The sequence below is a fragment of the Novosphingobium rhizosphaerae genome, assembly GCF_050920675.1.
In the GTDB taxonomy this organism is placed as follows: domain Bacteria; phylum Pseudomonadota; class Alphaproteobacteria; order Sphingomonadales; family Sphingomonadaceae; genus Novosphingobium; species Novosphingobium rhizosphaerae.
The window spans coordinates 4,237,812-4,251,450 of record NZ_CP137861.1 but is presented as its reverse complement, the minus strand read 5'-3'; the positions used below and the strand labels follow the sequence as shown (position 1 = coordinate 4,251,450).

The 13,639-nt window shown below is 65.7% G+C and carries 10 protein-coding genes and 1 tRNA gene; 5 read left to right on the top strand and 6 right to left on the bottom strand.

Going from position 1 to position 13,639, the window contains the following annotated elements; all coding sequences use genetic code 11:
* Window positions 1–10 precede the first annotated feature (10 nt).
* The 5 genes from R9J51_RS19365 to yghU all read right to left on the bottom strand — a co-directional run bounded on the left by R9J51_RS19365 (window position 11) and on the right by yghU (window position 7,150).
* Window positions 11–1,036: a phosphatase PAP2 family protein gene (locus R9J51_RS19365; protein WP_179505427.1), complete on the bottom strand. Its 1,026-nt coding sequence runs from the start codon at window positions 1,034–1,036 to the stop codon at window positions 11–13.
* 89 nt (window positions 1,037–1,125) lie between these two features.
* On the bottom strand, window positions 1,126–2,097 hold the full coding sequence (locus R9J51_RS19360; RefSeq protein ID WP_179505426.1) for a diacylglycerol kinase family protein: 972 nt from the start codon (window positions 2,095–2,097) through the stop codon (window positions 1,126–1,128).
* A gap of 172 nt (window positions 2,098–2,269) precedes the next feature.
* On the bottom strand, window positions 2,270–5,800 hold the full coding sequence (locus R9J51_RS19355) for a cadherin domain-containing protein (RefSeq protein ID WP_179505425.1): 3,531 nt from the start codon (window positions 5,798–5,800) through the stop codon (window positions 2,270–2,272).
* Between the two features lie 274 nt (window positions 5,801–6,074).
* Window positions 6,075–6,149: transfer RNA gene (locus tag R9J51_RS19350), tRNA-Gln, on the bottom strand.
* Between the two features lie 134 nt (window positions 6,150–6,283).
* Window positions 6,284–7,150, bottom strand: coding sequence for a glutathione-dependent disulfide-bond oxidoreductase (gene yghU, locus R9J51_RS19345; protein ID WP_168556664.1), 867 nt, complete (start codon window positions 7,148–7,150; stop codon window positions 6,284–6,286).
* A 125-nt stretch (window positions 7,151–7,275) separates the two neighbouring features.
* Between yghU and R9J51_RS19340 the strand changes: the two genes are divergently transcribed.
* A complete protein-coding gene (locus tag R9J51_RS19340) occupies window positions 7,276–8,277 on the top strand; it encodes a DNA topoisomerase IB (protein WP_179505424.1) in 1,002 nt (333 codons plus the stop codon).
* Between the two features lie 4 nt (window positions 8,278–8,281).
* On the opposite strand, the gene R9J51_RS19335 is transcribed toward R9J51_RS19340, so the two are convergent.
* A complete protein-coding gene (locus tag R9J51_RS19335) occupies window positions 8,282–8,953 on the bottom strand; it encodes an HAD-IA family hydrolase (RefSeq protein ID WP_179505423.1) in 672 nt (223 codons plus the stop codon).
* A gap of 61 nt (window positions 8,954–9,014) precedes the next feature.
* Between R9J51_RS19335 and glmU the strand changes: the two genes are divergently transcribed.
* From glmU to R9J51_RS19315, 4 genes are all read left to right on the top strand, one after another.
* On the top strand, window positions 9,015–10,397 hold the full coding sequence (gene glmU / locus R9J51_RS19330; protein ID WP_179505422.1) for a bifunctional UDP-N-acetylglucosamine diphosphorylase/glucosamine-1-phosphate N-acetyltransferase GlmU: 1,383 nt from the start codon (window positions 9,015–9,017) through the stop codon (window positions 10,395–10,397).
* A gap of 96 nt (window positions 10,398–10,493) precedes the next feature.
* On the top strand, window positions 10,494–12,989 hold the full coding sequence (locus R9J51_RS19325) for a TonB-dependent receptor domain-containing protein (RefSeq protein WP_432787682.1): 2,496 nt from the start codon (window positions 10,494–10,496) through the stop codon (window positions 12,987–12,989).
* Between the two features lie 62 nt (window positions 12,990–13,051).
* Window positions 13,052–13,249: a ribbon-helix-helix protein, CopG family gene (locus tag R9J51_RS19320; RefSeq protein ID WP_168556669.1), complete on the top strand. Its 198-nt coding sequence runs from the start codon at window positions 13,052–13,054 to the stop codon at window positions 13,247–13,249.
* 11 nt (window positions 13,250–13,260) lie between these two features.
* A complete protein-coding gene (locus tag R9J51_RS19315) occupies window positions 13,261–13,626 on the top strand; it encodes a PIN domain-containing protein (protein ID WP_168556670.1) in 366 nt (121 codons plus the stop codon).
* The last annotated feature ends 13 nt before the right edge of the window (window positions 13,627–13,639 follow it).

The window sequence follows — 13,639 nt, the reverse complement described above, 5'->3', positions numbered from 1 at the left end:
TCGGGAAGGATCAGCGTGAAATGGCGGCGGGGCGCAGGCGCCTTGCCGCCAGGCCCTGGGCCAGGGTCAGCAAGGTGGCGCGCTTGCGCACCAAGACGAGCGCGATCGTGGCGACAAGGGCGCCGATCACCATATCGATGAGGTAATGCGATCCTTCGATCGGAGTGGCCGCCAGCAGCATCAGGTTGAGCGGCACGATCAGCAGCCGCAGCGGCACGATGCGCCAGGAAAACGCGATGAACAGCACGCCGCACACGGTGTGGAAGCTCGGCGCGGAGACGACGCCGGTGACCGTGCCCAGATCGATCCCGCCCAGGGCATGGGCGCGCAGCGTTGCGATCACCGTGCCCTGGTCCAATCCGTTGCTGGGGGCATAGGGCACTGCCCCGTGCCACAAGTGCGCCAGGGCGCCGCGCGCCGGAAACAGCGGGAACAGCGCCAGCGTGATCACTGCGGCCAGCCAGAAGGTCAGCAGGAATTCGCGCGCCTGGGCACGCTCGCCATTCCAGGCGTGCCAGATCAGGATGGCCCAGGGATAAAGGAATACCGCATCATAGGCCGCCGATCCGGTATATTGCAGCACCGGATGGCTGACCACGAGGCGGTAGAGCGAAAGCCAGTCGAAATGCAGCGCGGTGTCCCAGCGTTGCAGCATGTCGTCGCAAAACCCGCGGGACAGGGCCGCCACTTGATAGCTGGCCACACCGCCCAGCACGCCGATGGCAATCAGCACCAGGCCATATTCGCACAAGTCCCGCATCCGGGCCTGCAAGGGCGTTGCCGCGCGCGCACAGCGGCGCCAGGTCTCCAGCAAGGCGCCCACGGCCAGCACCAGCACGGCAAAGGCCGGGCTTGCCACCATCACCGGCAGGCGATTGGCCACCATCATCGCCATGACGGCGAGGGCCGAAGCGGCGACCAGCGCCCACAGCCAGCGATCCGCCACAGGCGCGCGGCGCGCCGGTGCAGGCAGCGTTTCCCCGATCATCGAACGGCGCGGGTGGGGCAGGTCGGCGGCGAGAGGGGCGATTGGCACCACGTGCAATGGGGTGGGTGCAGGCGGCTGGGCCGGGGACCGGGGCAGGACAGTATCATTGCAAGGCTCTCGTTCGAATTGCTGGCGCATCAGGCCTGGTCCCTTGTGGTCTGTCGCGCCGCCGGAGACAGGAAGCGGATGGGCGCTGTCGCTAGGCTGAACCGCGCCGGAGTTTGTCCCACCACATCGCCATCGGCCTGGATCGGCACGCGCTGCGCCCCGTCGATAGTCACGGCTTGTGCCGCAAAGCGTTGCCAGGCCGGATCGGCAAAGCGCGGGCTGATCATCGCGCTCAACGCCAGGCGAATGATGTCGCGACGGCGCGCGCGGGGCAGCAGCACCACGCGCAATTCGCGTCGGCGCAGGTCTGCCTGGGGATCGAGAGTCCAGGGGCCGGCGTAAAACCGCCCTTTCAACACGAACACCGCCTCGGCCGCGTGCGCGACGCCGTCGATCGTCACGCGCAGGGCCGGGCGTGGCCAGCGCCAGGCTTGCGCGATCGCCGCCAGGGCATAGGCAGCGCGCCCCCAGCGTTTTTTGGCGGCTGGCGTCACGCGGGCCACCACCGCGCTGTCGGGCCCGGCCGAAGCGCAGCACAGGAACGGCGCACCATCGAGCAGGCCCAGGTAATGCGGCGTGCCCGGCGCACCGGCGGCGAGTGCTGCAAGGAGGGCATCGGGCTGCGCCGTGCAGCCGGCTTCGCGGGCGATCAGGTTGACCGTGCCGGCCGGCAGCAGCGCATGGCGCAGTGGCGCGGCGTCAGTGCCGGCCAGCCCGGCTTCCACCACCATGCGGGCAGTGCCGTCTCCGCCCACGATGCACACCACGTCGGCGGGCTGGTGCTGCGGCGCGCGGGCATAGTCCAGGCTATCGACCAGCAGGGTTGGGTAGCCGGCGCTTTCCAGCGCGACTTGCCAGCGCGCCAGCGTGCGCGCGCAGAAATGCCCGGCATGGGGATTATAGACCAGCGCAACCGTGGGCCGCGCAGCCGGCGTGGGGGCATCAGGCGGGGCGAAGGAACAGGACGCCACGGCGTGTTGTGCCGGGGCGCGATCAGCCATCGGCTGTCCCGCCGGTCCGGCCAAGCCGTCGATTTACGCGTACCAACCCCAACCTCCAATCGTCCCCGGCGCGGTGCATTAGCTTTTTGGCGTTGTCATAACAACGTCGTTTGCAGCCAGGCCGGGATATGGCGGTGTCAGAACGGGATAGGCACGCGCTTGCGTGGGTTGGTCAGATCAGCAGGATGTCGCCGGCGACCAAGGCGGGATGGCCGGTGAGCACCGCAAGTTCGATCGCCGCCCCGGCGCCCGAACCATCGGCATCGTAGGATAGCACCCCGGTGGATTGGTCATAGATCAGGTGCTGGTCGGGCGTGGTGGCAACCGGCCCCAGTGCCAGTTCTCCGGCGGTCAAGGCGCCGGCCGCGTGCCCGGCAAAGGCGGTGAATATGCTGCGGCGAATCTCGATCGAATCCTGCCCGGCGGTGAAGTCGGTGATGGTGTCGCGACGGGCGGTGGTTTCCATCACGTCGAAGCGGAAGCGGTCGTTGCCGGTGCCGCCAGTCATCGTATCGGCCCCGGCGCTGCCCACCAGCAGATCGTTGCCCGCACCGCCATCGAGCACGTCGTTGCCGTTGCCGCCGACCAGGTAATTGTTGCCGCTGCCGCCGGTGAGGTGATCGGCAAAGGACGAGCCACCCAGGTTCTCGATCGAATTGAGCGTATCGGTGCCCGCACCGATGGTATCCTGCGCGGTGGTGACCGCCAGGCTGACGGTAACGCCGGCAGCGGCCCCGGCATAGCTGGCCGTATCGCTGCCATCGCCGCCATAGAGGCGGTCGTCTCCCGCGCCACCCACCAGCGTATCGGTGCCCGATCCGCCGTTGAGCTTGTCCGCCCCGTCGCCGCCCAGCAGCTTGTCATTGTAGAACGTGCCATTGAGCACATCGGGCGCGGCGCTGCCGGTGATCGTGACGCTGCCGCTTGGGGTCTGCACGGTATCGACATGCAGGGCGATGCCACCATCGGTATCGCCCAGTTCAGCCGCGTGGGTTTGCCATACCGAGGCCAACGACCCATCGGCAAGGCCAGCCAGCGCGGATGGCAGATCTGAATTGATCGCGTCTGCGCTCAGCTTGAACGCACTGCCAGCTTTGGCCCCGGTAGAATAGAACAATTGGACCATAACCCATGCCGGGCCGCTGTCATTCCATGCGATCGCAAATCCGCCGTTCGCCATGGGAGTGATGGCCGGCATCACAGCGTCGGATGCGCTATCAGTGGTGCTCACCAGGATTTCCGTGCCCAGCCTCGCTCCGCTCGCATTGAACAACTGGGCCTTGATCGCGGTCAGCGAGTCGTCCACGCCAGTTCTGTCCTGCCAGGAAACCACAAACGTGCCGTTGGCAAGGCGGGCAACGACGGCGTGATCCTGGTTTCCCGGGGCATGGGTGTTGACCTGGAACTCATTCCCCAGCTTTACGCCGCTGCTGGAAAAAACCTGAGCTTTCACGGCTGTGCCGTCAGTGTCCGCCTGGGTGGCGCTGCTGTCATTCCAGGTGATCACGAAGCCGCCCTTGGCCAGTGTCGCGATGGCCGGGTCGGCTTGGTTACCGTTGGTGGCGGTGTTGACCGCGATTTCTGCACCCACCTTATTGCCGCTGGCATCGAACAACTGGGCGCGGACAGCGGTTCCGCTGCTGTCGGCGCCGGCATAGGCCTCCCAGGTGGCGACAAAGCCGCCGTCGGCAAGTGTGGCGATCGCTGCCTTGCGTGGCGATCCGGCAAGCGATGGGGTTGCGGCGAGGGAAAAGGCATCGCCCACTAGCGTGCCGTTTGCGGTGATCAACTGCGCCTTGATGGTACGGTTGGCATCTGTCCACGCCAGAACAATGTTGCCGCCCGCCAGTTGGGCCATCGTCACGCCGTTGTCGGTTGACGGTCCTACACCCAATGTAGCTACCGTGATTTCGCTGCCGACTCGACTGCCATCGGCTGCCAAGAATTGCGCGCGCAGGTCCAGCGTATTGCTATCCACCCAAGCGGCAATCATGCCGTCGGTGGTGGCGGCCAGCGTGGGTCCGATCTGCTCGCCCGGGGTTTCGGCGTTGACCCGTACTAGCGCGGTTCGCGTAGTGTGGACCATTGAATCAAACACATCGCTCACTGTCACGGCGATGGCTTGCGTGTCGGTGTAAGTGCCGTCGCGCGCCGACACAATCACGTCGTAAACCCCGTTGCGGTTGGCATCGGTCGGGTTTTCAAAGTCGGGCGAAGACTTGAATGACAGCACGCCGGTGGTGGCGTTGATCTGAAACAGCGCGGCGTCGGCGCCGCCGGCCAGGGCATAGCGGATCGTGGTGCCCGGATCGGCATCGGTGGCGGTGACGGTAGTGACCACGGTGTTGTTCTCTGCAATCACCACGCTGGCCGTAGCGTCGGCGCCGTTCGACGTGATCATCGGATCGTGGCCCACCACAGTGAAGACCTGGCCCTTGACCGCGATCGAGGTGTCTCCTGGGGTTGTCCCACCCTGGTTATAGTCCGTCCAACTCACCATGAAACCGCCATCGGCAAGCCCGGTAACCACGGGATCGTAAAGCGGCCAGGTGGTCAAACCGGTCACCGCGATTTCGGCGCCATCGGCATGGCCCAGCGCATCAAAGGCTCGGGCGGTGATCGCGTTGCCCCCGCTTAGCTGCTTGTCATACACGATGACAAAGCCGCCGTTGGCCAGTGCCGCAATCGTAGGCCATTCTGGCATATAGATGCCCGCGGGCGTGCTCACCGCCAGTTCGGCCCCGACCTTGGCACCGCCAGCATCGAACACCTGGGCCAGGATGCGGGGGGTGTTGTCGGCCGGACCGTAGCCGTCCCAGCTTTCCCAAGCCACGACATAGCCGCCATTGGCCAACGCGGTGACAGTGGATTTGGTCTGGTAATAATAGGTCGAGGTGTTGACGATCATCTCGCCGCCGATCGGGGTGCCATTCGCGGCATAGAGCTGGGCCTTGATGCCGGCCATATCGCCATCGGCGGTCGTGGTGTCGGGGTAGGGGTTTTCGAGCGTTGCCTCGATCGGACTGTCCGTCCAGGTGATCACGAACGTGCCATTGGCCAGCCCAGTGACATGGGCATCGGCCTGGCTACCGATGATCTGGGTATTGACCAGGAATTCTCCGCCGACCTTGGCGCCATTGGCGTCATAGATGCGGGCTTTGACCGCCGCCTCGCTGGTATCGGCGCCGGTACCGGAAATCGCACCGGCGGTGTCGGTCCAGGTGATGACATAACCACCGCCCGCCAGCGAGGCGACGGACGGTTGGAACTGGTCGCTGACTGTTCGGGCGTTGATGCGAATTTCGCTGCCCACTTCGGCGCCGGTAGCATCGAAAATCTGCGCCTTGATCGCCTTGCCGCTGGTATCGCCACCGGCGCCGCCCACGCCTGCGCTGGCATCGGTCCAGGTGACGATAAAGCCGCCATTGGCAAGGGAAGCGATCGTTGGCAGGGTCTGGCCGCCGCTGGTGGCGGTGTTGATCAGGAATTCGCTGCCCAGCTTGCTGCCGTTGGCGGCCAGGATCTGGCCCTTGATCGCGTTGTCGCTGGTATCGCCGGTGGCACCGCCCACGCCCTTGCTCAGATCGGTCCAGACCACGACCACGCGGCCATCGGCCAGCGTGGCGATGGCAGGTTGGTTCTGGATATTGGTGGTGGCGGTGGGAATCAGAAATGCCGTGCCCTGCTTGCCGTATACCGTCATCGCGCACTCCTGCCCGAAAGGCCGCCCACAGCCCAACAGCCCCGGTGCCGCGCGGAAAACCGGGCACAGGGCGATCAGGCTGGGCAACACCGAACTATTTGTAAGAGCCTAAGTAACAACACGTAACGATGAGGGTGGCAAGCCCAATCGGCATCGGCCCGGCGTGGTACAGCCACGGCTGGCGGGCTGGATAGCCATCACCATGCAAGAAGGAGGGCTGGATGCGGCCGGCGGGGATCGAACCTGCGCCGCGTTGCGGCTTGGACCGCAAATCTGGCTGGGGCGGCAGGATTCGAACCTGCGAATGCCGGTACCAAAAACCGGTGCCTTACCACTTGGCGACGCCCCAGCAGAGCGCGCGCTTATAGCGGGCGAAACGCGAATGAAAAGAGGGTAGCTGGGGATAACTTGCCGCGGGCATTCCCCCTCCCGCATGGGAAGGGGGAATGCCCGCAAACGGGATTGCGGGGCGGCTGGCGCTGCTCAGAATCCCTTGACGATGCCCTTGAGCTTTTCGGGGGGCAGCGTCGCGAAATCGGCCGCGCTGTGGCGCTCGGCCAGGCCCTTGCCGCTGTTGACCAGGCGGCCGCGCAGCACGCCGGGGCGCTGGTCGATCTCACCCACCCAGCGGCCGACATGCTCGTATTCGTGCATCGACAGGAACGTGGCGGCCTCGCCATAGGCTTCGCCGCGATAGAGGTTGCCCATCCAGGTATAGGCGGCAATGTCGGCGATGGTGTATTCGTCTCCGCCCAGGAAACGGCTTTCGGCCAGGCGGCGATTGGCCACGTCGAACAGGCGCTTGGTTTCCATGGCATAGCGATCGATCGCATAGGCGATCTTGACCGGTGCATAGTTGTAGAAATGGCCAAACCCGCCGCCCATGAACGGGGCCGAGCCGATCTGCCAGAACAGCCAGGAAAGGCATTCGGCCCGCGCCGGGTTGGCAGTGGGCAGGAACATCCCGAACTTTTCAGCCAGGTGCATCAGGATCGCGCCGGATTCGAACACGCGGAACGGTTCGGGGCCGCTGCGATCGACCAGGGCGGGGATCTTGGAATTGGGATTGATGTCGACAAAGCCGGACGAGAATTGGTCGCCATCCATGATCTTGATCAGCCAGGCATCGTATTCCGCCTCGGCAACGCCGGCTTCCAGCAGTTCTTCCAGCAGGATCGTGGCCTTCTGGCCATTGGGCGTGCCGAGCGAATAGAGCTGGAACGGATGCGCGCCCACCGGCAGGTCCTTGTCGTGCGTGGGGCCGGCGATCGGTCGGTTGACGCTGGCAAAGGCGCCGCCGTTGGCCTTGTCCCAGGTCCAGACCTTGGGCGGGGTGTATTCTTCGGACATGGTCGTTCCTCTGCAACGGTTGATTATGTGCGGTCGATTGTTAGCCTGCCTATCATTCTGGCGGGGCATGGGGGGAACCGCAAGACATGTTGTGGCGTTGGCCCGATGGAGAGGCCTAGCCCAGCATGAGGAAAGCCGTTTTGCCAGAACCGGGCAAGTGCCAACTGGTCTATGTGGATGAAAGCATTCCCGGCATTACCCGGCGCCGCGCCGGCCGGGGCTGGTGCTACCGCGATCACGCCGGGCGGCGCATCACCGATCGGGACGAGATCGACCGGCTCAATGCCGTGGCCCTGCCGCCGGCCTATCGCGATGCCTGGTTCTGCCCGCTGCCCCATGGGCACATCCTGGCCACCGGCGTGGATGCACGCGGGCGCAAGCAATATCGTTATCACCCCGATTTCCGCGCCGCGCGCGAGGCGGAAAAGTTCGACGGGTGCGCTGCATTCGGCGCCCTGCTGCCCAAAGTGCGGGCGCGCGTGGAAGCGGCGCTGTCGGGGCGGGCGTTGAGCGAGGAGCGCTGTATCGCCTGCGTGGTGCGCCTGCTCGATACCGGCGCGATCCGCATCGGCAACGAAGCCTATGCCCGCGCCAATGCCAGCTTTGGTGCCACCACGCTGCGCATGCGGCATGTGGAACTCAAGGGCCAAAGCCTGCGCCTGCGCTTTCGCGCCAAATCGGGCATCGAGCGCGACATGCGCCTGACCGATCGCGCGCTTGCCCGCTTCGTGCGGCGCATGCAGGATCTGCCGGGGCAGCACCTGTTTCAATACCTGAACGACGATGGCACCGCCTGCCCGGTGGGTTCGGCCGACGTCAACGCCTGGCTGCGCGCGGCGACCGGCGCACCGATCACCGCCAAGCATTTTCGCACCTGGCACGCCAGCGTGCTGGCCTTCGCCGCGCTGGCCCACGCGCAGGAAAACGTGCCGCTCAAGGCCTTGCTTGCGCTGGTGTCGGATCGGCTGGGCAACACGCCCACGATCGCGCGCAAAAGCTATATCCACCCCGCCGTGCTGGCCTTGGTGCCCGGCCAGGCCGAATGGCGCGCCGGCCTGCGCCTGCCGCGCGCCACGCGCTGGCTCAGCCGCGAGGAGCGCGGGCTGCTGGACCTGCTGGCCGAGTAAGCGCTCAGCCCAGCCGCGCCAGCGTGGGCACCAGCGCGTCGAAGTGATCGATCACTGCGTCGGCGCCCAACAGCGGCGGGGGCAGGTCGTGGAACCCAAAGCTCACCGCCACCACCGGCAACCCGGCGGCGCGCGCGGCGCCCACGTCGAACGTGGTGTCACCCACGAAAGCGGCACGGCCGCCGCCGCAGCGCGCCACCATTTCCTGCAGCATGTCGGGTGCGGGCTTGGCCTTGCCCGGGCCCAGCGTATCGCCACCGATGATCGTGGCAAAACGCGCCGAAAGGCCCAGTTCGTCCAGCAACTGGCGCGCGAATGCCTCGCGCTTGTTGGTGGCCACGGCCAATGTCACCCCGCGTGCGGCCAGGGCATCGAGCATGGATTCGCCGCCGGGATAGAGGCGCGAATGCACCGCGATCGCATCGCCGTAATAGCCGAACAGCACGTCTTGCAGCGGGGGGAACTCCGCCTCGTCATAGCCGCCGGTTTCGGCCAGCGCGGCGCGCAGCATTTGCCCCGATCCACCGCCGATGAAACGGCGCACCACGTCGAGTGGGAAGGTGGGCCGCCCGGCGTGTTCCAGCGTGCGGTTGAGCGCGTTGCCCAGGTCTGCGGCGGTGTCGCACAGCGTCCCGTCGAGATCGAACCCGACGACTGAAAATGGAAAATCGGTCATGTGCAACGCCAGTGCCCACCCGTTCTGGAAACTGCAAGCATTAGCTGGCAAGGATGCGGACATGACCACGCAGACTCTGTCGCCCTCGGCCACCGCCCCCCTCGCTCTTGTCATCCTCGCGGCCGGCAAGGGCACCCGCATGAAAAGCGATCTTCACAAGGTGCTGCACCCGATTGCCGGACGGCCGATGCTGCTGCACCTGATGGCCAGCGCGGCGGCCCTGGCGCCCGCGCGCCAGGTGGTGGTGGCCGGTCACGGCCGTGACCAGTTGGAAAAGGCGCTGGCCGGCAGCGCCACCATCGCCGTGCAGGAACCGCAGCTGGGCACCGGCCATGCCGTGCAGCAAGCGGAAGAGGCGCTGGCCGGTTTCGTGGGCGATGTGCTGATTCTCTATGGCGACGTGCCGTTCGTGACGGCCGCGACGATGCAGGCCATGCTCGATCGGCTGCATGCGCCCGATGCGCCGGCCGTGGTCGTGCTGGGCTTCCAGCCGGCCGATGCGCTGCAATATGGCCGGGTGATTGCCGATGGCGATCGCGTGGTGAAAATGGTGGAGCACAAGGATGCGAGCGAGCAGGAGCGCGCCTGCACCCTGTGCAATTCCGGCCTCATGGCGGTGAACAGTGCCGATCTGTTTGCCCTGCTCGCGCAAGTGGGCAACGACAATGCCCAGGGCGAATATTACCTGACCGACATCGTCAATGTCGCCAATGCCGCCGGCAAGACCTGCGCCGTGGTGATCACCGCCGACGCCGATGAAGTGGCCGGCATCAACAGCCGGAGCGAACTGGCCCAGGCCGAAGGCCGCTGGCAGGATCGCCGCCGCCAGGTGGCCATGGCCGATGGCGCCACGCTGGTCGCGCCAGAAACGGTATGGTTTTCGCACGATACCGTGCTGGGCCGCGACGTGACGGTGGAGCAGAACGTGGTGTTCGGCCCGGGCGTGACCGTGGCGGACAACGTGGTGATCCATGCCTTCTGCCACCTGGAAGGCTGCCGCGTGGACAGCGGGGTCTCGGTGGGGCCGTTCGCCCGCCTGCGCCCCGGTGCCGCGCTGGAGCAGGGCAGCCGGGTGGGCAATTTCGTGGAAGTGAAGAATGCGCGCCTGGGCGCCGGTGCCAAGGCCAACCATCTGACCTACCTGGGCGATGCCGATGTGGGGGCGGGCGCCAATATCGGCGCGGGCACGATCACCTGCAACTATGACGGCTATTTCAAGTATCGCACGGTGATCGGCGACCGCGCCTTCATCGGCTCCAACTCTGCCCTGATCGCCCCGGTGCGGATCGGTGCCGACGCCATCGTCGCGGCGGGCAGCACCGTCTCGCGCGATGTCTCGGATGGCGAACTGCGCCTGGTGCGCGCCGAACAACTGGTCAAGCCAGGCTGGGCGGACCGCTTCCACGACGCGATGAAAAAGAAGAAGGCCGAAGGGAAGAAGTAGGGCCTCCGTAATCGAACCTAGCCAGGCCCGCCCCGTACAGTCACTTCATCGGGCGTAACGCCATCTTCCAAGACATCCTGTCTTGTGGAGATGGCCGTGAAAGCCTCAAACCTTGCTGCCGGTTGCGCCACGTTGGCCTTGGCGCTGATGCACGCCGCGCCTGCCCGTGCCGCACCCGAAGGCCCGGCACCCGAGGCAGCCACGCCTGCCGCGCCCGGCGCTGTTCCCGCCCGCAAGGTGGAAGTGTTCAGCACCGGCGTGGCCAAGGGGCGCGACCGCCTGGACAGCGCCATTTCGACCAGCGCGTTGCGCGGCGATGACATCATCCGCTTCGGGCCGCGCTCGCCGGGCGACGTGCTGCGCACCTTGCCTGGCTTGCGGGTGGAATCGGGCATTGGCGAGGGCAACAACAACTTCACCGTACGCGGCCTGCCGCTGGCCGCCGGTGGATCGAAATACATGCAGATCCAGGAAGACGGCCTGCCGCTGCTGGAATTCGGCGATCTGTTCAACGCCGGGGCCGATGTCTATTTGCGCAACGATTTCAACATTGCCGCGGTCGAGGTCATCCGCGGTGGCTCTGCCTCTACCTTTGCGTCGGATTCGCCTGGTGGCCTGATCAACTTCATGTCCAAGACGGGGGACAATCCCGGCGGCGCGGTGCAGGTATCGAGCGGGCTGAACTATGACGAGAAGCGCGTCGATTTCGATTATGGCGCGCGTCTTTCGGAAAACCTGCGCTTTCACCTCGGCGGCTTCTATCGCTCGGGCGAGGGGCCGCGCCGCATCGGCATGACCGGCTGGCGCGGCGGGCAGGTGAAATTCAACATCACCCGCACCTTTGCCAATGGCTATATCCGGTTCTACGCCAAGCTGCTCGATGATCGCTCGCCCACGTATGCGCCCTATCCCGTGGGCATCACCGGCACCAACGACAATCCGGTCTACACCAACCTCAAGAATTTCGACATTCGCCGCGATTCGGTGCTTTCGCCGTATCTTGGCCCGGTCGTGACGCTCGACAGCGCCAACCAGCCGGCCGCCTATGCGCTCAACACCGGGCAGCATGCCGTGTCACAGGCCCTGGGGCTGGAAGCAGAATTCCAGGTCGCGGGTTGGACCGTCAGCGACAAGATGCGCTACGCCGCCAATTCTGGCGACTTTGACCGCGCATTCAATTCCAGCGTCAACACCGTTTCGGCCTTTGCCGCGGGGCAGGGCGGGGCGGGCGCGAGCGCCGTCTATGCCACCGGACCGCGCGCGGGGCAGGCGATCGGCGCCGATGTCAACGGCAATGGCCTGCTCGCGCTGTATTATGTGTCCTACCTGCAGGTCCGCTCGCTCGACAACTTCACCAACGACCTGCGCGCCACGCGGGTGTGGAAAGTGGGGCACGGCAACCTGACCACCACGCTGGGCGTCTATGCCGCCTCGCAGGCGCTCGACACCACCTGGCTGCACACCGCGATGGATATCGACGTGGTGGGCCATGGGCAGACCGCCATGGTCAATATCTTCAACAGCGCGGGCGTGGCCCAGACGCTCAATGGTTATTACGCGTTCGGGCGCGGCCGCACCGGCCAGTTCCGCCGCATCTTCGATGTGACCTATGGCGTGCTCGCCCCCTATGGCTCGGTCAATTATCACATCGGCAAGCTGGCCATCGGCGGCAGCGTGCGGCTCGATACCGGGCGGGTGCGCGGCACGCTCTATGGCGCCGATCTGGGCGGCGGGCGCGTGGGCGTGACCAGCTATGACATGAACCGCGATGGCCAGATCACCGGGCCCGAAGCGGCCGTGGCGATGCTGCCGCTCACCCAGCCGGCGCCGGTCAATTACAACTACAGCTATGTCAGCTATTCGGCCGGCGTGAACTATCGCGTGGCAGAGCCGTTCTCGGTCTTTGCGCGCTATAGCCGGGGCGGGCGGGCCAATGCCGACAAGATCCTGTTCACCCCGCTGGTCGATAGCGCCAGCGGGGCGGTGACCGATGCCAGCGGCAAGTATGACGCCGTGCGCCAGCTGGAAGGCGGGTTCAAGTTCCGCAAGCACGGCATCACTTTGAACGTCACCGGGTTCACCGCCGATGCCGACGATCACAACGTGCTCAATGGTTCGGCCAACCGCACCGATCGCACCTATCATGCCTCGGGCGTGGAAGTGGAAGGCGGGGTGGAACGCGGGGTGTTCCGCCTGGCCTATGGCGCCACCTATACCAAGGCGCGGATCACCACCGACCGGCTGGACCCGACGCTGACCGGCAAGGAGCCACGCCACCAGCCCACCTGGACATTCAGCGCCACGCCGCAAGTCGATCTGGGCCAGGTAGCCGCCGGGGCCAGCCTGGTGACCATCACGTCCAGCTATGCGCAGGACAGCAATCTGCTCAAGATGCCCGGCTTCACCACGGTCAACCTGTTTGCCCAGGTGCTGCCGGCCAAGAGCGTGCGGCTTTCATTCAACGTCAACAACCTGTTCGATACGATGGGCATCTTCGAGGTGGCGCAAAGCACCGTGCCGGCCAGCGGACTGGGCTTTGCCCGCGCGATCACCGGGCGCACCGTTTCCACTTCGCTCGGCTTCACGTTCTGAAATCCTTGCGCGATGATATCGCGATATGATATCGCGATATCATTCGAGGCGAGGTTGGCCGTTTGCGTACTCTGGTTGATATTCCCGACGACGATATCGACAAGCTCGATGCCCTGGCGGTTCGCGCCGGCCGCTCGCGCGCGGCCGAGATTCGCGAGGCGGTGAAAGCCCACCTGCTGCGCAAGTCCAGCCAGGACTGGATTGCGCGTGGCGCCGGCTATTGGCAGGGCCGCGCCGACCTGCCCGGCAGTGGCGAATAGGGCCCGCCGGGATGTCCGATCCCATCTTCGACACCGGCATTGTCGCCGATTGGCTTGCGGGCAAGCCGCAGGCGCGCGTCGAACTGCTGCGCTATCCGCGCCACCGCATCGCCCGGCTCACCTGGATCGAGCTTTGCGCGGCAGAGCCGATGGAAACGCGCGATCATGTCCGCGAATTAATCGCCCCGTTCGAAATCGTTGAACTCGATGGGCGTATAGCCACCGCAGCGGCCGATCTGATCGGGCGCATGGGCCTTTCGCTGGCGGCGGCGGCCGTGCTGGCCACGGCGCAAGTCAGCGGGGCGATTCTGGTGACACGAAATACCAAGGATTTCCCGGCCATGATGCCGGGCATCCGGATACCCTACCAATCCTGAAGAAAGTCTGGGC

Coding starts and splice junctions, on each gene's coding strand:
- R9J51_RS19360 (WP_179505426.1), bottom strand. CDS start 2,097: ATGGCTGATCGCGCCCCGGCACAACACGCCGTGGCGTCCTGTTCCTTC.
- yghU (WP_168556664.1), bottom strand. CDS start 7,150: ATGTCCGAAGAATACACCCCGCCCAAGGTCTGGACCTGGGACAAGGCC.
- R9J51_RS19355 (WP_179505425.1), bottom strand. CDS start 5,800: ATGACGGTATACGGCAAGCAGGGCACGGCATTTCTGATTCCCACCGCC.
- R9J51_RS19340 (WP_179505424.1), top strand. CDS start 7,276: ATGAGGAAAGCCGTTTTGCCAGAACCGGGCAAGTGCCAACTGGTCTAT.
- glmU (WP_179505422.1), top strand. CDS start 9,015: ATGACCACGCAGACTCTGTCGCCCTCGGCCACCGCCCCCCTCGCTCTT.
- R9J51_RS19315 (WP_168556670.1), top strand. CDS start 13,261: ATGTCCGATCCCATCTTCGACACCGGCATTGTCGCCGATTGGCTTGCG.
- R9J51_RS19335 (WP_179505423.1), bottom strand. CDS start 8,953: ATGACCGATTTTCCATTTTCAGTCGTCGGGTTCGATCTCGACGGGACG.